Here is a 19,444-nt window from a genome sequence, read left to right on the forward strand (position 1 = left end):
TCTGGAGAGCTACATGTCTGACAATCAAAGTCAAAAATCCACCGGTTCATCGAAACTGATGCAGTATGGTATGATGGCCTGTTGTGCCGTTATGTTGTTTCCAGTCGCCGCATTCTTTATTGCAGGCGGCACGATCGCGGGTCTGTGGGGCAACGTCGGCCTTTTTGCGCCGCTCGCACTTTGTCTTGGTGCGCATGTCGTCATGCACAGGATGATGGGAAAGTCGTGTCACGGGTCAAGAGTTGAACAGGCGAACGAGGCGACTGTGGATGCAGAATTTGAAGATGGCCAAGCTCCCGAACGAGAACTGGTACGCGCCCGCTAGAACGCGGCTGACAATCGGAATTCCGATTGCAGGTATTCTGGCCCTCGGCGGTTGTGCCCAGTCGGCCTCGGGCAAGCTTTGCCCACTTGAGCCCCCTTCCGTGACACGGGATGCGGCACACGACGTCATGCTTCCCGTAGGATGTCGCTTGGTCGGTCAGTCTGAAGGTACTACCCACGAAATAGTCTGTGACGACGGCCGGACCGGATGGGCTTTCGATTAAGCGCCAAACCTTGATCCTGCCTCACATTCACCTGCACAGCGACGGTCGCCCACGCCACTACGGGCGCAACCGTTCCAACGCGCTTTGCACGGCTTGACGGCGCGGGTCATCTCCCGGCACCTCCGACAACAGGATTTCAGCGTGTTCAAACGCCGCGATTGCCGGCGCGGTATCACCCAGAACCGAATAGGCATTGCCAAGCCGCATCCATCCATCAAGATCGTCAGGCTCATCTTCCAGCCGCGTGGCCAGCCGTTCGACCATCGAGCGGATGAAATCCTGTCGTTCCTCCACACTCATGTCCTGCGCGTTTTCGATGTCTTCCTGTGTCGGGCCGGACGCACTGGTCTTCGGGGCATAGTCGGCCAGCGAGATCGGAGCCTTGCCGATCTTCGCGCCAATCCGGTTGGCTTCGCCAACAAAGCTTTCCATCCACGGGAAAAACCTATCCGCATCGTCCAGCCGGGCCACCAGCGTTTCGTGAGCCCGAGCCTCATCGCCCTTCTGCTCGAGCGAGACTGCCTTGAAAAAGGCAGCACCGGGATTGGAAGGATCCAGTTCGTACGCCCGATCAATCGCGGTGTCCGCTTCAGGTGTCACCACACCTTGCTCTGCGTAGATCAGAACCTCGGCCAACATGGAGAAGACGGCGGAATCGGCCTCCGGTCGTTGTGCGACAACTCTATATGCATCGGCTGCATCCGCATACCGGCCCATTTTCGAATAGGTTTGCCCCAGCAGCATCCAGCCTTCCGAAGGCCCGCCTTCGGGGTCTGAACTGAGCCGGACGTACAGACGATCTGTCAATTCGGCGATTTCCGCCGCTTCCTGCCGTTCAGTGGCACGTTCGGCAAAGGCGACACCTGGGATCTCTGGCGAGCCCATTGCGGAGTAATATCCAAAAGCGAAGACCGGCACGAACACTGCGCTCAGAACGACCATCAAGCGGCCCCCTGCCGCCGGTTTCCCATCTGACAGAACGGACCGGCGCGACTGCACGAGGATCCGTCTCTTGATCTCCTGCTCCGCCGCCGTGGCCTCGGTGTCGGAAATGACACCGCGCTCAAGATCCCGCCGAACCTCATCCAACTGATCCATGAGGACCGCATCCGTGGCGTCAGCCGGGACGGGTGTCCGCGACGACCGATGGCGCAGCGGCAGGCCCATGAAAAGCAGACCTACAACGGATAACAGGGCGAAAACCAACCAGATCATGAACCGTCCTTTGAAGCGTTCTCTTCAATGAAACGCGCAATTTCCGCTTTTTCGTCATCGGAAAATCCCGTTGCGGCAGCCCTGCGCCGGCTTCTCGAAATGACGGTCCAGCCGACAAGCAGCGAAACAAGCGCAAACACGAAGGGCGCCATCCAGAGCGCGAGAGTGGCGCGATTCAGGGGCGGGCGCATCAGGACATAATCGCCATACCGGGCGTGGATGTACGCGATGACCTCCTTGTCGCTGTCACCGGCAACAAGCCTTTCGCGCACCAGTATGCGCAGGTCCCGCGCAACCCCGGCGTTGGAGCTGTCGATGTCCTGATTCTGGCAGACAACGCAGCGCAGTTCCCGTGATATTTCACGGGCGCGTTGCTCCAGTACAGGATCCTGCAACATCTCGTCTGGCTCGACCGCCAAGGCCGTCACCGGAAGCAGCAGGAGGAAAGCAAATGCGATATACCTCATCCGTTCTGGCCCCTTGCTAACGCGCCAGCCTGGATCAATGCTTCCCTGAATGTGGAAATCGCCGTTTCGCCCACGACGGGGCCGACATATCTGAACAACACCGTCCCGTCAGAGCCGACAATGAATGTTTCAGGTACGCCCGAAAGGCCCCATTCAATCCCCACTCTGCCGCTCAGATCAGACCCGATCCTTTCGTAGGGATTGCCAAGCTCAGCAAGCCATTTAGTCGCATCCTCCGGCTTGTCCTTGTAATTGATCCCGAACAACGTCAGCCCGTCCTTTTCGACCATCTGGGTCAGAACCCCGTGTTCGGCCCGGCAGGGCACGCACCACGAGGCAAACACGTTCACGATGACCGGTCGCGGGTTCCCGACCAGATCGGCGCGGGAAAGCCCTGGCGTCTCCAACCCGTCGACAGCGGCCAGATCGAATTCGGGTGCCGGCTGCGAGATCAGAACCGAAGGAATGTTGTTCGGGTCCCGGTCCGGGTTCAAGCCCCACAGAAAAAACCCCCCGAAAATGGCCGCGATTGCCAGCGGAATGAATGCCAGTATACGTCCCATGCCTACTCCGCAGGAAGTGCTGCGGGCGCTGTCGCCTTGCGACGGGGTGCCCCGACGCGCAACCGCCGGTCAGACAGCGAAAGACCCCCACCAAGCACAAGCATCGCCGATCCGATCCAGATAAAGTTGACCAGAGGTTCATACAGGATGCGCAGGGTCCAAGCCCCTTGCGTGCTCTCGTCCTCGGCGGCCGGATTTGCGATGGACGCATAGAGATCACCGGCCATTGTCGATCTGATGGCGCTCTCTGTGGTGGTGGTTTGCGCGACCGGATAGGTACGCCGCTCCGGGAAGAGATCGGTGACATAGTTCCCCTCCCGGGCCACACGAAGCGTGCCACGATCCGCGAAGTAATTTGGCCCACGCACACGTTCGGCCCCCTCAAAGGTGACATCGAACCCACCAATGCTGACCTCTGTACCGGGCCGGACAAAGATGATTTCCTCGGATTTCCAGACCGTCGAGCCGATAAATCCGAACATCGCCATCGCGAGCCCCGCATGAGCCAGTGTCATCCCATGAGAGGATCTGGGCAGGTTGCGTGCACGGCGCACCGATTCCGGGAACGGTGCCTCAAACAGCTTTATGCGCATCGCCCATTCCCGCAGGGTTGAGAAAAACAGCCAGAATGCAAGCATCAGCGACAGATACCCCAACACCGGACCGCCCTCGGCGAGATACCAGGTCACCAATGTCGCGAGCACGGCCAGAACGACCACGAAACGCAACCGCTGCAGAACGCCCGCCAGATCGGCACGTTTCCAGGACAGGTAAGGCCCCAGCCCCATCGCAAAGACGAGCGGCAGCATCACGGGAATAAAGGACGCATTGAAGAAGGGCGGCCCCACCGACAGTTTTTCACCGCCCGTCGCGGCTTCGTAGAAGAGCGGGTACAAGGTGCCGAACAGCACAATGCCGGTGGCCGTGGCCAGCAGCAGGTTGTTCACCAATAGCCCCGCTTCCCGGCTGATCGGCTTAAACAGGCCGCCGGGCTCCATTGTCGGCGCGCGCCAGGCAAACAGAGCAAGGGAACCGCCGATCGAAACGGCCAGCAATCCAAGGATATAAAGTCCCCTTTCCGGGTCGACCGCGAATGCATGCACAGAGGTCAGCAGGCCCGATCGGACAATGAACGTGCCCAAGAGCGATAGGGAAAAAGTCAGGATCGCCAGAAGGATTGTCCAGCTTTTGAACGCATCCCGTTTCTCCGTCACGATTGCGGAATGCAGCAGTGCCGTGCCCATCAGCCATGGCATGAAACTGACGTTCTCAACGGGATCCCAGAACCACCAGCCGCCCCAGCCAAGCTCATAATAGGCCCACCAGGATCCCAGCGCGATGCCTGCGGTCAGGCTCATCCAGGCAGCCAGCGTCCACGGACGTACCCACCGTGCCCAGGCCGCGTCCACCCGCCCTTCGATCAGGGCGGCAACCGCGAACGAAAAGACAATCGAGAACCCGACATACCCGAAGTAGAGAAGCGGCGGGTGCATGGCGAGACCGACATCCTGCAATAATGGGTTGAGGTCCTGACCGTCGTCTGCCGGAGGGAAAACGCGGTCGAAGGGATTGGACGTCAGCAGCATGAAAGTCAGGAAACCGACACTGATCCAGGCCTGCACCGACAGCGTTCTTGCCTTCAGCGACAGAGGAATGTTCGATCCGAAGAGGGCGACCGCCGCACCAAACACCGTCAGGATAAGGGTCCACAGCAACAGGGATCCTTCGTGACTGCCCCAGGTGCCTGCCACCTTGAACAGCATCGGTTTGAGTGAATTGGAATTCTCCACCACGTTCTTGACCGTGAAGTCGCTTGTGACGAAGGCTTGCATCAGCGCCAGAAACGCGATGCCGACAAAGAAAACCTGACCGAACGAGGACCATCTGGCAGACTGCATCCACAGGATGTTTCCGCGCCCCGCACCGAGGATGGGCAGCACACTTTGAACAAGCGCCATGGCCAAGGCCAGTGCCAGCGCGAAATGACCGATTTCAGGTGTCAAAGGATCATCAGCCTCTTCAATGAATTCACTGGATCGACGTCTGTCTAGCAAATCGTCCGGCGAACTGTGAGTGGTTGCTTTGTCACCGTTTGTAACAGGATGCTGTGACAAATGATTACAAAACGGCCCGCGCTTGGCCTTTAATCAAAGCGCTATAACGCCAATGTATCTAGGGTAAGTCTGAAAGGAATGAGAAATGAAAAAACAAGAAATTATTGCGCTTGGCGTGGTGATCGCGGTTGGCATGGCGCAAACAGCATTTGCGGAATCCGACGGGGCTGCCGACAGCAAGCCTGACAGCGGGAATATGTCCGGCATGGCGATGGGCGATGGCGACAATCAGATGGGCATGATGGGCGGGGACATGATGCCGATGATGCGAAAAATGATGAAGATGCATGCCGCTATGATGGGTGGCCAGGGCAACATGATGGGAATGATGGATCGGGACATGATGTCGACAATGATGTCCGGTGGACAGCCTCATGAAATGGCCGCGCAGATGTCCGAAAAAATGCGGGAGTTCGATGCGAATTCCGATGGAGCGTTGACACTTGACGAGTTCGAAGCCTTGCATATGGACGCAATGCGCGCGCGCATGGTAGATCGCTTTCAGCATCTCGATGCGGACGGTAACGGCCAGATCTCTCAGGACGAGATGGAAGATGCCGGTACACGGATGAGCAAAATGAACGGTACTTCCACCGGAACGGACATGGAAGGTCATCATGACAGCGAATAAGGGTCAAGCCTGCGGCACTCAGCTTGATGGGGGCAAATTATGGCCTTCTTTCTGACGCGCCGCGGCGCAAGCCTTGCGATGTTGGCCAGTTCCGTTGCACCTTTCTCGGCTGTCGCCCAGACCGCCGAGGTCTGGTCGGCGGACATGGCAGCAGATGCGCTGCAACAGGACCTGATCCGGATGATCGACGTTCGGTCGCGACCGGAATGGACCGACACCGGCGTTGCCGACGGTACCTGGCCCATCAGCCTGCATGAGGACCGTTTCGCCGAGCGGCTTTTTGCCGCCCGGGAACGGGCCGAAGGGCGGCCTGTCGCGCTCATCTGTGCGACAGGCGGGCGGTCTGGCCGCGTCATGCGAAGTCTTCGGCAGGCTGGCTACAGCGGCTTTCTTGACGTATCCGAAGGCATGCTCGGTTCTGCCGCCGGACCGGGCTGGATCGCGGGCGGTTATCCGGTCGTCAGTGTCGATATGGCTCTGGCGGCGCTGCCAGAGGAATTGAGTTGAAGTGAAACTGTTGAACCGTCGAGAACTGTTGGGCCATGCCGCAGGCTTTGGGGCTGCATTTGCCCTGCCATCGGCTGCATTCGCGGCATCGGACAAGAGGCTCGCGTATCCTCCCCTTCTCGATGCGACGACATCCCGGCTTTTTCAGCTGGAAGCCCGCACGGGCGAGACCCGTTTTGACGACGGTGCCGCCAGCGAAACGTTCGGCTACAACCAGGGATACCTTGGCCCGACGATCCGGGTGCAGGCCGGGGTCGAGACACGGGCAGAGGTGCACAACACGCTTGGCGAGCCGATGTCGGCGCATTGGCACGGGTTGGTTGTTGCCGGTGAGTTCGATGGCGGACCACATCAGGCCATCGCACCGGGAGACACCTGGAAGCCGGTGCTGGACCTTGACCAGCCCCCGGCAACGGCCTGGTATCACAGCCACATTCACGGCGCGACGGCACGGCAGGTCATGCTGGGGCTGGCGGGTGTTCTGCAGGTGACGGATGACGCGGATGACGCCCGTGGATTGCCATCCGCCTACGGGGTCGATGATCTGACCCTTGTATTGCAGGACCGTCAGTTCAACTGGCGCGGACGCCTGAAATACGATCCCGGGATGCACCAGTCCATGAACGGGTTTCAGGGCGACACAATGGTTGTGAACGGTCAAATCGGCGCGTCGGCAGCGGTTCCGAAGGGGATCGTGCGGTGCCGTGTCGTCAACGGCTCGAATGCGCGGGTTTACCGCCTGTCCATGTCTGACAGCCGGTCGCTTCATCTCATCGCGACAGATGCCGGATTTCTGGATCGACCGATTGCGCTGAACCGCCTGACCCTTGCACCAGGAGAGCGCGCAGAAGTGCTTGTGGATTTCACAAGCGGGCGGGACAGTGTTTTGAAGTCCGACGATATCATTAATTCGGCCATGGGCGGAATGATGGGCGGCGGCGGTTCCGGCAGTCCATTCACCGTGCTGCCTTTCGCTGTCGACACAACCCTTCCGGTTCGCATCGACGCCCTGCCCGGCTCTCTGGACGGGCAGTTGCCTGATCTTGCGGTCAAGGACGCGCCAGTCCGACGTCTGTCACTGGATATGTCGATGGGCATGGGGATGATGTTCTCGCGGTCCGGTAACCGATTTTCGATCAACGGCGCGTCATACGATTCGGGAACGCTCAATTTTTCCACCAAACTCAACAGCATCGAGCGTTGGATTGTGCGTGGGGCCATGATGATGCACCCGTTCCATGTTCACGGCGTCCGGTTTCAGGTCCTGTCGGAAAACGGTACGGCACCGCGTGCAGAGAACAGGGGTTGGAAGGATACGGTACTGGTGGATGGTGAAGTGGAGCTTGCGATGAAATTCGAAAAACCTGCCTCAGCGGCTGCGCCCTACATGTATCACTGCCACATTCTGGAACACGAAGACGGCGGCATGATGGGGCAATTCAGTGTTGCTTAGCGCAGAAATCCCTTTACCCTCCGCTGACAGGAACCTTTAGGGGAATCCTATTCCTCGATAGAGGTTTGAGATGAAAACCGAATTGCACATCAAGCGGCTGACCCTCGCCGGCGGGCTGTTGATCGTCATCTCTGCGCCTATGCATTTCATCTTGCCCGAGCAAAGGCCAATTGTCTTCGCAGCTCTCTTTCTTTTGGTGCTCCATGCCGCTTAGCAAACCGCGCCTGCATCGGGTTGGGCTATGGTTGGTGGTTGCGCTTGGCGTACTTTTGATAGCCATATGGGCAATGGGATATGGCCCGGCGATAGCCCGCGAGACTATCGAGGTCTGGATAGAGCGGGCCGGCGCTTTGGGACCGTTGCTCATCATCGTGCTCATGATGGTTTCGATCGTGGCAAGCCCCATTCCAAGTGCACCGGTCGCACTGGTGGCAGGCGCGGCGTATGGTCATGTTGCCGGAGCTGTCTATGTCGCCATCGGGTCGGAACTGGGTGCACTCGTGGCATTCATCATCGCCCGCTATATCGGGCGCGACCACGTTGAGCGCTGGCTTGGGGATAAGGCCGGTTTCGGGTTATTGGGCTCTCAAAATCTGTTGATGTTGACGGTGTTCGCGTCTCGCCTCTTGCCCTTCATCTCGTTTGACGCAATGAGCTACGCTGCCGGTCTCAGCCGCCTGCGCCTTTGGCGGTTCCTGATCGCAACTCTGGCAGGCATTCTTCCAGCCAGTTTCCTGCTCGCGCATTTCGGAGCAGAGGCCATGTCGGGAGATTTCGGCACTGCTGAGTGGATCATCATCGGTCTTGGATTGATGACTGCCGCACCGTTGCTGGTCGCAGCGCTCTGGCGAACAAATCGGTCAACCAACGCTTCCTAAGTCTGAGTATGTCAGCAAAAATGAAAACCGTGATTGCCTACTTTACCATTGACCTTCCCCCACAGGAAGCTGCGACCGTGAATCGCTATGGATACACAAACACCACAACTCCGCCGGGATTTCCTGTACTACGCCACCGCCGGAACGGGCGCGGTTGCCGTAGGGGCTGCGGTCTGGCCATTGCTCAATCAGATGAACCCATCCGCCGATGTCCGCGCGCTGTCCCAGATCCGCGTCGATATCTCCGGTGTGGAACCCGGAACGCAATTGACTGTCAGTTTTCTCGGCAAGCCGGTGTTCATCCGGCACAGGACCGACGCGGAAATCGCGCAGGCCCGTTCGGAAGATGTGCTTTCCCTTCCTGATACCGTCGCCAGAAATCCCAACATATCCGGAGATGACCTGGCCACCGATGCAAACAGGGCAGTGGCGGGAAATGAGAATTTCTTGGTCATGATAGGCGTTTGCACGCATCTGGGATGTGTACCACTTGGTGACGGAGCCGGCGATTTTGGTGGTTGGTTCTGTCCCTGTCATGGCTCCCATTATGATACAGCAGGACGCATTCGAAAGGGTCCGGCACCGGAGAACCTGCATATTCCCACGATGTCCGTTTCGGAAGACATGATACTGACCCTGGGCTGACAGGAGCTTCGCGCATCGCGAAGGCCCATAAAATTCATACGCAGCGTTGTAGGAAGAGTCTTGACCCTCCAGTAACTGGAAGGGTTATGTGTTCAATTGTCTTGAAAACGGGAATTAGAAGATGGCCACGGACCAAGAACATCATCACGACATGACGCGCACCTCGACCGCATCAGACCCAGATACAGCGACCGACCCGGTGTGCGGCATGACCGTCGAGATAGACGAAGACACGCGCAGTGCCGAGTATGATGGAGAGGTCTTTCATTTCTGCTCGGAAAACTGCGAAACCAAGTTTGGCAAAGACCCATTTTACTATGCGTCGGGAAACGCCCAAAAGACACCAGCACATGGCGAGGCCGGTACGCAATGGACCTGCCCGATGCATCCGCAAATCCTGAAGGATGAGCCCGGGTCCTGTCCGATCTGCGGCATGGCGCTTGAACCGATGCTTCCATCGGACGAGCCGTCAGAAGAGTTGTCCGATTTCACAACACGCATGTGGATCAGCGCGGCAGCCGCCGTTCCGCTGGTTATCCTGACGATGGGTGAACTGGTCGGCCTACCTGTGCGGGAATGGATCGGACATCAGACGGCTGTCTACATCGAATTCGTCCTCGCAACCCCGATCATTCTCTGGGCGGCTCTTCCCTTCTTCAAAAGGGGGTGGGAATCGATCAGGAATATATCGCCGAACATGTGGACCCTGATCGCGCTTGGCGTCGGGGCTGCCTATATCTATTCGCTTGCCGCAACATTCCTGCCCGGCATTTTCCCCGAAGCGTATCGAAACGGCCAAAGCGTCGGGACATATTACGAAGCTGCGGTTGTGATCGTTGCGCTGATCTTTGTCGGTCAGGTGCTCGAGTTGCGCGCCCGCGAACGGACGGGTGATGCCATCCGTGCATTGCTCGATCTCGCACCAAAAACGGCGCGGCGGATCCTGCCGGACGGGACGGAATATGACGCACCTCTCGAACACATTGTTGAGGGTGACATGTTGCGGGTACGCCCCGGCGACAGCATACCCGTCGATGCCGAGGTCCTCGAAGGGCATTCATCTATCGACGAAAGTATGATCACCGGAGAGCCGTTGCCGGTCGAGAAAACACAAGGCGACCGGGTCACAGGCGGCACGATCAACAAGAACGGCACATTGGCGATCCGGGCCACACAGGTCGGTGCGGACACGGTCCTGTCCCAGATCGTGGACATGGTGGCAGGTGCAAAGCGGTCGCGCGCGCCGATTCAGGGTCTGGCGGACCGGGTATCGTCCGTCTTTGTTCCGACGGTTGTCGTCATTGCGATCATATCCTTCGTTGTCTGGCTGTTCTTAGGGCCCGATCCCGCGCTCGCCTTCGCTGTTACTGCAGCCGTATCCGTTCTTATCATTGCTTGCCCCTGTGCCTTGGGCCTTGCGACGCCCATTTCGATCACAACGGCGGCGGGCCGCGGGGCACAGGCTGGCGTTCTGATCAAAGACGCCGAAGCACTGGAACGCATGGCGCGTGTCGATACCGTCATCGTTGACAAGACCGGAACACTCACCGAAGGGCGCCCCAAGCTGACAGACGTGGTGCCCACGGGGGACAAGGCTGAAAATGACCTGCTGACAATGGCTGCGGCCCTCGAACGGGGCTCCGAACATCCGCTGGCCGAAGCAATAGTCGAGGGTGCGCTGGCACGGGGGCTGACGCTTCCGAACGCAACGGAATTCGAAGCCGTGACTGGCAAGGGCGTGAAAGGCATGGTCGATGGCCAGGTCGTGGCACTTGGGAATCCCGCCATGATGGCAGAGATCAACGTTGACGCTTCGATTGCGGAATTTGCTGCGGACGACCTTCGTGAATCTGGAAAGACAGCAATGCTTGTGGCGATAGATGGCACTTTTGCCGGCATTGTCGCTGTTGCCGATCCCATCAAGGAGTCCACGGCAGACGCCATCGATGACCTTCATCGCCTCGGTCTCAGGGTCATAATGGCAACCGGTGACAATCAGAAAACCGCCGAAGCCGTCGCCGCAAAGCTGGGTATTGATGAAGTCCACGCAGGCGTCTTGCCCGAAGACAAGAAGGCATTGGTGGACTCCCTCAGACAAGAAGGGGCCCGGATCGCCATGGCAGGAGACGGCGTGAACGATGCCCCTGCCCTGGCGGCGGCTGATGTGGGCATTGCGATGGGCACCGGTGCCGACGTTGCCGTGGAAAGCGCAGGCATCACCCTTCTGGGTGGTGATCTTGTCGGCATCGTGCGTGCGCGCCGATTGGCAAAGGCAACGGTGCGAAACATCAAGCAGAACCTGTTTTTTGCCTTCGCCTACAATACCGCAGGTGTGCCCATCGCGGCTGGTATTCTCTACCCGTTTTTCGGCCTTCTTCTGTCGCCGATGATCGCCGCCGCCGCGATGAGCCTGTCTTCGGTCTCCGTCATTAGCAATGCACTGCGGCTGCGACGGGTACGGCTTTAGTCGCAAACTAAGGAGATAGATGATGGCAGGCGGACATCAGGGGCATATGCCGTCCGGCGGCAAGGGGCTGGCGATATCAGCCTAGTTGACCGGCATCTATTTTGTGATTGAACTGGCGATTGGCCTATGGACAGGGTCAATCGCGGTCATCTCCGACGCGTTCCATACCTTTTCGGCCGTGGGCGGTGTGCTGGTCGCCATTGTCGCGGCGCGTATGGCGTTGCGTCCGGCGGATGAAGAGCGGAGCTTTGGCTGGGCGCGCGCCGAAATCATCGGCGCCCTTGTGAATGGCGGCTTCTTGCTGGCCATGGCGGTTGTTGTCATCGCGATGGCTGCCATGCGCATGTCTGCGCCAATTGATCTTCCAACGGGTCCGATGCTGATTGCGGCTGCCGGGGGGCTCTTTACGGAGTTCATTTCGCTTGCGCTGATCTGGAAGCAAAGCAAGGAAGATCTGAACACGAAGGGAGCGTTCTGGCATATCATCCAGACCTTTGTTGGCAGTCTGTTGATCATCGTGACCGCCCTCGCAATCGAATTCACCGGGTTTCTGCTGATCGACCCGCTGCTTGGCATGGCGTTCGGGTTTGTCCTGCTATGGGCGAGCTGGGGATTGCTGAAAGAAGCGGCGCATCTTTTGATGGAAGGCACGCCTCCCGAAGTGAGTCTGCCTGAAATCAAACGTACCCTTGAAGAACTGCACGAGGTTTCCGATGTTCACCATATTCATGCCTGGGCGCTGACAAGTGGCAAGCATGTCTTCTCCGCGCATCTGCGTGTCACAGATCAAGAAGAGGTCCTGCAAACCGCCTACGACATGCTGCGTAAGGACTTCGGGTTCTTTTTCGCAACCCTGCAGATCGAAACACGGTGCTTCGACGAAAGCGGCGCTGAGGCAATCGACCTTTCAGCGGCGAGCAGTAAGACAGGGCATAACGGCGATCTTTGAAAACAGGTCATCGTCGCGGGCAGCAATTCTCATTGTTATCGGGCAAGCGAAATACCCGCCAAGCTTTGCTACCGCACCTTTTGTTATCTCGAACCGGGCATGGTCCGGCTGATCCATTCAGGGGCGCAAATGATACGTTCCCCGGGTCGGATTTGCGATCCGGCCATCATTCACAAGCTTTCGCAAGGCCCGATAGGTGGCCTCGTGCGAAAGGTGCAGCGCGCTGGCAAAATCGACAACGGAGCTTTCAAGCAGGCCCGCCACCATACCGGCATAGACCCGTTCTTCTGCGCGGCGGATGCCTACGATCTCAAGCGCCTGACGTTGCGCTTGTATCCGCTGTGCCGCTTGCCGCGCATAGGCGCGTGCAAAATCCGGATCTGCAAAGGCAGACAAGACCGCCGCTTTGTCGATCTGTACAAACGCCCCAGCCTCCGCCACGACCGCATCGCAGTGGTATCTATCCGAAAACACCGATGCTTCGGCAAGGCTCATCCCGGGCTCGGCACGGTAGATGATAAATCGTTCGCCATCCGGGCCGACACGCTCAAGATGAACGCGCCCGCACTTAACAACATAAAGGCCGCAGGTCCGCGCGCCCTGACGAAAGACCGTATCCCCTGCGGCCCTCGTCAGCGGACGCAAGGCGGAGGGCGGTATGAGATTATAGGGTTCAGGCATCATATGATCCAAATCATATTTCAGGGTCCGATCAGGTACTAGGCTGAATCCGAATACACTCAGGAAAGGCTGGTCCATGCGACTGATACCCGTTCTCTTCGCTGTCTTGCTTGCGACACCCGTTACGCCGCAACAAATGCATTCATCCATGGGTCACGCGTCCGACGCCCCAGGAAACCGGCCAGTCCGCCTTCGCCGCATTGGCCGAAATAGTTGTGCTGCTCCAGGCCGATCCCGAAACCGATTGGGGCGCCGTCAATATCGACAAACTGAGGGACCATCTGGTCGATATGGACCTTTTGACACGAAAGGCAGAGGTCACCCGCATTCTGCGGCCCGACGGGGCACGGTTCGAAGTGCGTGGCAGCCCGCGTGTCCTGTCGGCCATCAACACAATGGTTCCCGCCCATGCACCGTTCCTTGCCGGTGAAACAGGCTGGAGTGTTGCGTCAGAAGAAATGGAGGATGGTGTCGCACTGATCGTGGGTGGCGATGGTGAACAAATACAGGGCCTTGGTTTCTTTGGTCTGATGACAATCGGTGTACATCATCAAGAGCACCATCTGATGATTGCGAAAGGACGCAAGCCGCATCATTGAGCACGCGCCCAAGGCTCATATGCGGACCCAGGCCGCAATGGTCACTTCGCCAACACTACGCTCGGATATTCACAAAGAATCTGATGTCGACACCAGATCCGCAGAATTAACCGTCACACGCCTGCGGGACCATACGATCAGGGCCGCGCCAAGGATAATCATCGGCAACGACAGCAGTTGGCCCATTGTCAGCCCATAGCCCGCCCAATGAACCGCATGTCCAATCGGGTTGTCCTGCGTGACGAACTGCATATCAGGCTGCCGGAAGAACTCGACAAGGAACCTTGCGCTTCCGTATCCCGCCAGGAACAGGCCAGTAAGGCTTCCGGGAAAGCGCAGCCAACCGCGTTTCCAGGCCAGAAAGATCAGGACCGAGCCAAGCAGGATACCCTCCAGAAGAGCCTCATAAAGCTGGGACGGATGGCGGCCACACAGGCCCACGACGCCCGCACAGGACTGGGCCGCCTCGCCGGGGAATGCCACCGCCCAGGGCACATCGGTCGGACGGCCCCAAAGCTCGTTATTGGTGAAGTTGGCCAGCCGACCGAGGAAAAGACCCGGTGGTGTTGCAACAGCGAGCAGATCCGCCGTTGATAGAACGGGTGCGCCGTTGCGATAGCAAAAAAGCAAGGTGGCCACGACCACGCCGAAAAAGCCGCCATGAAATGACATACCACCCTGCCAGACCATGAAGATTTCGACGGGGTTCTGAAAATAGTACTGAGGTTGATAGAAAAGCACGAACCCCAGCCTGCCCCCCACGATCACGCCCAGAATGATCCATGTCAGCAGGTCTTCCAGTTGCTTGGGTTGCAGCGGCGGCGCCCCGGCCCCCCAGACTGACGAAGAGCGGACCAATGCGACACAGATGCGCCAGCCGATAAGGAGGCCAACAATATAGGCCAGCGCATACCAACGCAGGGCAAAGCGGAACGATCCGATATCAACGGCAAAAATCTCTGTTCCGATGTCAGGAAATTGGATAATCGAAGTCAGCATTCTTTGTTACCTTTGCCTGTTTCACACAAGGCCACATTTTGTTTCCCGCAACGGACGTTGGCGCGTTCAACCCTGTTGTCCCCAGCCCAAAGCGCTGTGGTGAATGTGCCATCCTTGCGTGCGGGAGTCGGTTCCGTTGAACCAGAGATGACGCACATCGGCACCCGCGTCCATGTGTTCAGGCGCTTGTATCCCATGAGTTTTGTACTTGTTTGTAACGGTTGGAAGCTCCGCCGCCTACTGGATCCGTCCGTCGCGGGAAATCAGCCGATCAAGGTCGCGCTCCATGATCTGAATTCGCTCCCGCGTCCTGCAACGACCATTGCGCAACCACATCTATGATCACGGATATGTTCATTGAAGTTGCGCGCGCCCGGCACAATTCAACGGATCATGACGGCACATAATGGTGATAACCGGGATCAAAGCAGGACCAGCGGCATCGCAAAAGGAGTTCAGATGTTTATACGGTCCCTCGCAGCGACACTTTTCATCGCTTTTGTTGCATTAGCTGCAAACGCCCCGCCCCTCTATGCGCAAGGAAAGACAATTCCATTCGATGGAAGCTGGAAAGAACAGGGCCTCTTGCGGCTCTTTTCGAACGAGTACGGCCTGCAAGGTCGGCGGCTGGACGTGATTTCCGATGGCACGGTTTCGGTTCTCTGGCGTCCGGTCAGCGCAGCCCTTGGCACCGCAAAGGCAGCAATGTGGGAATGGTCCGTCACGCAGGGTGTTAAGGGAACCGACCTCACACGGCGCGGCGGCGATGATCGCAATCTTGCTTTGTACTTCATATTCGTCGATCCGCAGACCGCAAGCACGCTTGGCCGAACAACGGCGCGCAAATTGCTGCGTGATCCCAATACGCGGGCGCTGGTTTATGTCTGGGGTGGCAATCATGCGAAAGGCGCATTGCTGAACAGCCCCTACTCGACGGGTCTCAAATCGAAAATTCTGCAAACGGCGCAAACCGGCAACTTCACCGAGAATGTGAACCTGGATCGCGATTTCGTGCGTGCGTTCGGGGACATGCCAAAGGTTCTGGTCGGTCTTGCGGTGACAGCCGACAGCGATGATACCGACGGAAAGATCCTTGCGGCCATTCAGGACCTGCAGATACGTTAGGTGCTCTCCGGTATTCCGCCAAACCTGGGCGCCGATCTGCAATGTATCAATATATCTCGCCGGGACGCCCTTCCGCAACGGTGGGGGATGTGGGTTGCAGGCCCCAGAAACGGAATACACGGAAACCCATGCTTAAGCGTCTTCAGATGATGGTTGCGCTTGGCGCAGCCACGCTCCCCCTGCCCCTGAGTGCGGCTTCGGTGCCTGTCACCCTGACGCCCGGCCTTCACCCGGATCGGGTCGCGGGACATTGCAATGCTTGGATTCAATGGCACCTGTCCCGGCCCCGAAATCAGACAGCGCCAGAACGATATTCTGCGGGCGCGGGTGGAAAACGGGCTGGAGGAAGGGACCCTCGTACACTGGCATGGCATTCGGTTGCCCAACGCGATGGACGGCGTAAACGTGCTGACACAGGATGTCATCATCCCGAATGAGGGTTACGAGTACCGGTTTCCGGTTTCCGGTTCCCGATGCCGGAACCTACTGGTATCACTCCCACTACCTTTCCTACGAACAGGTCGCCCGCGGACTGTTCGGCCCCTGATCGTCGAAGAACCTGCCCCGCCAGACGTGGATCAGGACATCACGGCCATCCTCTTCGACATTCGGCTTGATGACACCGGCCAGTTCGACATGGAATTCGACCGCGCTGATTTCATAACAGCAGGTAGGCTGGGGAACTTGATGACCACCTTCCTGTCGTCTGAGCAGGCGCGGCTGGGGGATCACATCCGGTTGCGTCTGATCAATCCGACACCGGATCGCATTTTCGAGATACGTATCGACGGGCTGACGGGCTTTTGTGTGGCCTATGACGGGATGCCGCTGCCCGAGCTGGTTTCGCTGGGCAATCTAAAACTCGCACCGGCGCAGCGCATCGACATCATCGCAGATGTGACGGGTGATGTGATCCTAAGAGAAACCGTGCCTTCGGGTGGCGAGGAACTGGGGGGCATTATGTTGAACGGTCAGCGACAAATCCGGTCTGCGCCGATAGCTCCCCTCCCCGCGAACCTCGTGCCCGCGCCCGGAGAGATCACGCAAACGGCAGATCTCTTCATGCAAGGCGGTGCCGGGGACGGCGCGCACGGCGGGTTCGGGGGCTGGGCCTTCAACGACGTGAGCGGTCTGCCGAACAAACCGCTGATTTCGGCAAGACGTGATGAAGCAGTGCAGGTGCGGATGGTGAACGACACTGCTTTTCCGCACGGTATCCACCTGCATGGCCACCATTTCTGGGAAACCGATCAGAATGGTGCGCGAACCCACCTTCGCGACACGACCCTCGTAGCGCCGGGCGAGACGATGACGATTCAGACAGGCAGTTTGGGAGGGAATGGATCAAGCGACGGATTCGTGCCGAGTGAGATCAGAGGTTCGGCACCCCGGACGGCAGTACCAAAAGGCCTCGTGAGCCGCGCTGACGGCATCTTGGCAAGGAGGCCAGAAGTACCGCTGGAGGCGCAAGGAACAGGACACCCACCTTCACAGGCAGTGCCCTCAGCAAATCCGGTGGGATCGCACCCGCCGCAACGGCCATCCGCGCTTTCGGTGGGTTCCATCTGCGCCATAGCCGTGATTGACATACTGGCCGACGACATATCCGGCGCAGTCACTGCACCGAAGGTCAGCATGAGAATCAAAACAAGGCGAAAAACGCAGGTCATACAGTTACTGCTACAACCTTCCAGCAAGGGGAGGTCAAGTGACATTCTGTAACTTGGACGTGATACCCCTGTAGTGTATCCGCCTCAGACCTTCCCTACTGCCCTTCGCAGCCAGTTGCTCATGCAAAGGTTCATCAGTCCACTTGACGTTGGTCGACGTCAACTTGCCGTCGCAAATGAGGAAATGATATCCTCATGCTCGGTCAGCTTTTTTCGTGAGTATGAGTTTCCTCCCCATCTCTCGAATTACCGTGACCATAGAGATCGGCGTTCTGATGAGCGCGATCCTCGTGCTCGAATTCGAGGCTGGAATGGCTGATGCCGAATTCTCCCTTCAGCCGCTTCTTGATCGCGCTCTTGATCTCTTCAATCTTCGACCACCCCTCGGCTGCCACGACGACATGGCAGTCGAGCGCAGCCTCGTGCTCTTGCATTTGCCAGAGATGGACGTGGTGGACGTCGGCGACGCCTTCGACTTTCCGCATCGCTTCGACGACGGCCTCGTTGTCGATGTCCGGCGGGCTCCCGAGCATCAGGGTTCGGATTGGGCCGCCTATTTCAGTGAAAGACAGATACAGGATGTAGATGGCGATGCCGATGGTGATGGCAGGATCGACCCAACGCATGTCGTAAAGGATGATCAGCGACCCAGCGACGATAACCGCGACCGAAGCAAGCGCGTCCGACAGGTTATGCAGGAAAAGCGCGCGGATGTTCACGCTGCCCTTCTGCATCGAATAGGTCAGCATTGCGGTCAGCGTGTCGACCACAAGCGCAATTCCACCGAGAATGACGACGGTCCAACCCATGACTTCGGGTGGATCAATCATGCGCATGCCACCTTCGTAGATCAGTTAGAAGCCGATCAAAATCAGGGTGGTGTAGTTAACCAGGGCTGCGACGATTTCGACCCGACCATAGCCGAAGGTCATGCGCTCATCGGCTGGGCGGCGCGCGATCTTGCGTGCGGCGAAGGCAATGACAAGCGAAGCCATATCGGAAAAGTTGTGCAGCGCATCGGCGATCAGTGCCAGGCTGCCCGACAATATGCCCCCGACGATTTGCGCAACGGTAAGAAGCCCGTTCGCCCAGATCGCGATGGCAACCCGCCGATCGCCAGAATCCGGATCGATATGCGCGTGCCCGTGGTCATGTAGCATTGGCAGGCTCCTCATGCGCGTGTGTCGCGCGTCGGTCAGTCTTGAGGCGGTCGCTGCGGAAACCACGAACGCGCGCATTCATCCAGTGGCGTATGATATGACGGTAAAGGGCACCACGCAGCCATCCAAAGGATTGCTCATGGGAAAAATAGAAGGCGTCCGGCGTATCAAACACGCCGAAATCCTGCACGATGCCGGTTTTCTGAATGTAGGTATCTTCTCCGTTCCAGGCGACGGGAGGCGCGCCAAGGCAATCCGTGCCCGCGCCATAACCGCAGAGACTGTCCGTGTCCGAGAAAGACGTTTGCAGGACTTTGAGGAAAGCGTCATCCAGGATGAAGCCTTCAAGGTTGATCCAGGCACCTTGAAATTCGATCTCGACCCATGAGTGGAGAATTTCCTGCGGAGCAAGCGGATACACCAGCTCAGGTACAACACCGCGCTGCAAGCCTTTATGGATCGTAAACCCATGCAACCGGCAACGAATGCCGACACCACGCAGCAGCGCCATCAAGAGCGTGCCTTTGGTATTGCACTGCCCGTAGCCGTCGGAAAGCACTTCCGATGCGGGGATGTCGTCAGCTCGATTGTATCCGAACGCGATTTCATTCCGAACGAAATCATAGGCAGCTCCGATCCGATCGTATTCGGATAAGCCGCGCCAGCTGCGGTTCTCAATTAGATGCGCAAGAGGCGCGGCATCAAAATCCAGTAGTTTGGTGGGTACAAGTAGGGGGTCGGTCATATGCAACGGGTCGCTCCTCGAATGTAAG

The 19,444-nt window shown here is 58.2% G+C and carries 20 protein-coding genes and 2 pseudogenes; 14 read left to right on the top strand and 8 right to left on the bottom strand.

The features are described from left to right. Nucleotides 1–13 precede the first annotated feature (13 nt). A complete protein-coding gene (locus ACGYLD_RS14470) occupies nucleotides 14–325 on the top strand; it encodes a DUF2933 domain-containing protein (protein ID WP_037953520.1) in 312 nt (103 codons plus the stop codon). 280 nt (nucleotides 326–605) lie between these two features. Here ACGYLD_RS14470 and ccmI read toward each other — a convergent pair whose 3' ends face one another. The 4 genes from ccmI to ACGYLD_RS14490 are packed head-to-tail and all read right to left on the bottom strand — an operon-like array spanning nucleotide 606 to nucleotide 4,796. After that, a complete protein-coding gene (ccmI, locus tag ACGYLD_RS14475) occupies nucleotides 606–1,763 on the bottom strand; it encodes a c-type cytochrome biogenesis protein CcmI (protein WP_043847209.1) in 1,158 nt (385 codons plus the stop codon). Then, complete coding sequence (locus ACGYLD_RS14480) at nucleotides 1,760–2,230, bottom strand: cytochrome c-type biogenesis protein (RefSeq protein WP_009824475.1); 471 nt, start codon at nucleotides 2,228–2,230, stop codon at nucleotides 1,760–1,762. Before ACGYLD_RS14480 ends, ccmI begins: the two co-directional genes overlap by 4 nt. Continuing rightward, nucleotides 2,227–2,793, bottom strand: coding sequence for a DsbE family thiol:disulfide interchange protein (locus ACGYLD_RS14485; RefSeq protein WP_009824474.1), 567 nt, complete (start codon nucleotides 2,791–2,793; stop codon nucleotides 2,227–2,229). The genes ACGYLD_RS14480 and ACGYLD_RS14485 overlap by 4 nt, the downstream gene beginning before the upstream one ends. Before the next feature lie 2 nt (nucleotides 2,794–2,795). Then, nucleotides 2,796–4,796: a heme lyase CcmF/NrfE family subunit gene (locus ACGYLD_RS14490; RefSeq protein ID WP_043847210.1), complete on the bottom strand. Its 2,001-nt coding sequence runs from the start codon at nucleotides 4,794–4,796 to the stop codon at nucleotides 2,796–2,798. A gap of 196 nt (nucleotides 4,797–4,992) precedes the next feature. On the opposite strand from ACGYLD_RS14490, the gene ACGYLD_RS14495 reads away from it, so the two are divergent. From ACGYLD_RS14495 to ACGYLD_RS14530, 8 genes are all read left to right on the top strand, one after another. After that, nucleotides 4,993–5,538, top strand: a complete 546-nt coding sequence (locus tag ACGYLD_RS14495) for a calcium-binding protein (protein WP_043847211.1) — start codon at nucleotides 4,993–4,995, stop codon at nucleotides 5,536–5,538. A 39-nt stretch (nucleotides 5,539–5,577) separates the two neighbouring features. Beyond that, entirely contained in the window at nucleotides 5,578–6,045 is a 468-nt protein-coding gene (locus tag ACGYLD_RS14500; RefSeq protein ID WP_043847215.1) for a rhodanese-like domain-containing protein, read from the top strand. 1 nt (nucleotide 6,046) lies between these two features. Continuing rightward, nucleotides 6,047–7,498: a multicopper oxidase family protein gene (locus ACGYLD_RS14505; protein WP_043847217.1), complete on the top strand. Its 1,452-nt coding sequence runs from the start codon at nucleotides 6,047–6,049 to the stop codon at nucleotides 7,496–7,498. Nucleotides 7,499–7,568: 70 nt separating this feature from the next. Further along, nucleotides 7,569–7,712, top strand: coding sequence for a hypothetical protein (locus ACGYLD_RS14510; RefSeq protein ID WP_009824469.1), 144 nt, complete (start codon nucleotides 7,569–7,571; stop codon nucleotides 7,710–7,712). A 73-nt stretch (nucleotides 7,713–7,785) separates the two neighbouring features. Next, nucleotides 7,786–8,376, top strand: coding sequence for a TVP38/TMEM64 family protein (locus ACGYLD_RS14515; RefSeq protein WP_227512171.1), 591 nt, complete (start codon nucleotides 7,786–7,788; stop codon nucleotides 8,374–8,376). Nucleotides 8,377–8,463: 87 nt separating this feature from the next. Next, the gene (gene petA, locus ACGYLD_RS14520; protein ID WP_009824465.1) at nucleotides 8,464–9,021 is read left to right on the top strand and encodes a ubiquinol-cytochrome c reductase iron-sulfur subunit; all 558 of its coding nucleotides are present in this window, start codon (nucleotides 8,464–8,466) and stop codon (nucleotides 9,019–9,021) included. 121 nt (nucleotides 9,022–9,142) lie between these two features. After that, nucleotides 9,143–11,488, top strand: coding sequence for a heavy metal translocating P-type ATPase (locus tag ACGYLD_RS14525; protein ID WP_394402952.1), 2,346 nt, complete (start codon nucleotides 9,143–9,145; stop codon nucleotides 11,486–11,488). 85 nt (nucleotides 11,489–11,573) lie between these two features. Next, on the top strand, nucleotides 11,574–12,437 hold the full coding sequence (locus ACGYLD_RS14530; RefSeq protein WP_227512169.1) for a cation diffusion facilitator family transporter: 864 nt from the start codon (nucleotides 11,574–11,576) through the stop codon (nucleotides 12,435–12,437). Between the two features lie 117 nt (nucleotides 12,438–12,554). Here the strand turns inward: ACGYLD_RS14530 and ACGYLD_RS14535 are convergent, their stop codons facing one another. Further along, nucleotides 12,555–13,196 carry a Crp/Fnr family transcriptional regulator gene (locus tag ACGYLD_RS14535; RefSeq protein WP_394402954.1) on the bottom strand — a complete coding sequence of 214 codons (642 nt, stop codon included), beginning with the start codon at nucleotides 13,194–13,196 and terminating at the stop codon, nucleotides 12,555–12,557. Between the two features lie 137 nt (nucleotides 13,197–13,333). Between ACGYLD_RS14535 and ACGYLD_RS14540 the strand changes: the two genes are divergently transcribed. Continuing rightward, nucleotides 13,334–13,717 (top strand): hypothetical protein, encoded by a 384-nt coding sequence (locus ACGYLD_RS14540; protein ID WP_009824461.1) that lies wholly within the window; start codon nucleotides 13,334–13,336, stop codon nucleotides 13,715–13,717. Nucleotides 13,718–13,786: 69 nt separating this feature from the next. Here the strand turns inward: ACGYLD_RS14540 and lgt are convergent, their stop codons facing one another. Then, a complete protein-coding gene (gene lgt, locus ACGYLD_RS14545) occupies nucleotides 13,787–14,716 on the bottom strand; it encodes a prolipoprotein diacylglyceryl transferase (protein ID WP_050672452.1) in 930 nt (309 codons plus the stop codon). 393 nt (nucleotides 14,717–15,109) lie between these two features. Here lgt and ACGYLD_RS14550 point away from each other — a divergent pair, with 393 nt between their 5' ends. The 4 genes and pseudogenes from ACGYLD_RS14550 to ACGYLD_RS14565 all read left to right on the top strand — a co-directional run bounded on the left by ACGYLD_RS14550 (nucleotide 15,110) and on the right by ACGYLD_RS14565 (nucleotide 17,563). Then, nucleotides 15,110–15,841, top strand: coding sequence for a DUF3047 domain-containing protein (locus ACGYLD_RS14550; RefSeq protein ID WP_236629003.1), 732 nt, complete (start codon nucleotides 15,110–15,112; stop codon nucleotides 15,839–15,841). A gap of 255 nt (nucleotides 15,842–16,096) precedes the next feature. Further along, nucleotides 16,097–16,222 (top strand): annotated as a pseudogene (locus ACGYLD_RS14555) (multicopper oxidase domain-containing protein); the annotation flags it as partial. Between the two features lie 52 nt (nucleotides 16,223–16,274). Continuing rightward, a complete protein-coding gene (locus ACGYLD_RS14560; RefSeq protein ID WP_233152357.1) occupies nucleotides 16,275–16,388 on the top strand; it encodes a multicopper oxidase domain-containing protein in 114 nt (37 codons plus the stop codon). Nucleotides 16,389–16,414: 26 nt separating this feature from the next. Beyond that, nucleotides 16,415–17,563, top strand: a complete 1,149-nt coding sequence (locus ACGYLD_RS14565) for a multicopper oxidase domain-containing protein (RefSeq protein ID WP_346348277.1) — start codon at nucleotides 16,415–16,417, stop codon at nucleotides 17,561–17,563. A 151-nt stretch (nucleotides 17,564–17,714) separates the two neighbouring features. Here the strand turns inward: ACGYLD_RS14565 and ACGYLD_RS14570 are convergent. Together ACGYLD_RS14570 and ACGYLD_RS14575 are read right to left on the bottom strand one after the other, a co-directional pair. Next, nucleotides 17,715–18,671 (bottom strand): annotated as a pseudogene (locus ACGYLD_RS14570) (cation diffusion facilitator family transporter). Further along, a complete protein-coding gene (locus tag ACGYLD_RS14575) occupies nucleotides 18,661–19,416 on the bottom strand; it encodes a transglutaminase family protein (protein WP_100161091.1) in 756 nt (251 codons plus the stop codon). Before ACGYLD_RS14575 ends, ACGYLD_RS14570 begins: the two are co-directional and overlap by 11 nt. Between the last annotated feature and the right edge of the window lie 28 nt (nucleotides 19,417–19,444).

Source organism: Sulfitobacter sp. 1A12056 (assembly GCF_043558125.1).
Classification (GTDB): Bacteria; Pseudomonadota; Alphaproteobacteria; order Rhodobacterales; family Rhodobacteraceae; genus Sulfitobacter; species Sulfitobacter faviae.

Coding starts and splice junctions, on each gene's coding strand:
- ACGYLD_RS14470 (WP_037953520.1), top strand. CDS start 14: ATGTCTGACAATCAAAGTCAAAAATCCACCGGTTCATCGAAACTGATG.
- ccmI (WP_043847209.1), bottom strand. CDS start 1,763: ATGATCTGGTTGGTTTTCGCCCTGTTATCCGTTGTAGGTCTGCTTTTC.
- ACGYLD_RS14480 (WP_009824475.1), bottom strand. CDS start 2,230: ATGAGGTATATCGCATTTGCTTTCCTCCTGCTGCTTCCGGTGACGGCC.
- ACGYLD_RS14485 (WP_009824474.1), bottom strand. CDS start 2,793: ATGGGACGTATACTGGCATTCATTCCGCTGGCAATCGCGGCCATTTTC.
- ACGYLD_RS14495 (WP_043847211.1), top strand. CDS start 4,993: ATGAAAAAACAAGAAATTATTGCGCTTGGCGTGGTGATCGCGGTTGGC.
- ACGYLD_RS14500 (WP_043847215.1), top strand. CDS start 5,578: ATGGCCTTCTTTCTGACGCGCCGCGGCGCAAGCCTTGCGATGTTGGCC.
- ACGYLD_RS14510 (WP_009824469.1), top strand. CDS start 7,569: ATGAAAACCGAATTGCACATCAAGCGGCTGACCCTCGCCGGCGGGCTG.
- ACGYLD_RS14515 (WP_227512171.1), top strand. CDS start 7,786: ATGGGATATGGCCCGGCGATAGCCCGCGAGACTATCGAGGTCTGGATA.
- petA (WP_009824465.1), top strand. CDS start 8,464: ATGGATACACAAACACCACAACTCCGCCGGGATTTCCTGTACTACGCC.
- ACGYLD_RS14525 (WP_394402952.1), top strand. CDS start 9,143: ATGGCCACGGACCAAGAACATCATCACGACATGACGCGCACCTCGACC.
- ACGYLD_RS14535 (WP_394402954.1), bottom strand. CDS start 13,196: ATGGACCAGCCTTTCCTGAGTGTATTCGGATTCAGCCTAGTACCTGAT.
- lgt (WP_050672452.1), bottom strand. CDS start 14,716: ATGCTGACTTCGATTATCCAATTTCCTGACATCGGAACAGAGATTTTT.
- ACGYLD_RS14550 (WP_236629003.1), top strand. CDS start 15,110: ATGACGGCACATAATGGTGATAACCGGGATCAAAGCAGGACCAGCGGC.
- ACGYLD_RS14560 (WP_233152357.1), top strand. CDS start 16,275: ATGAGGGTTACGAGTACCGGTTTCCGGTTTCCGGTTCCCGATGCCGGA.
- ACGYLD_RS14575 (WP_100161091.1), bottom strand. CDS start 19,416: ATGACCGACCCCCTACTTGTACCCACCAAACTACTGGATTTTGATGCC.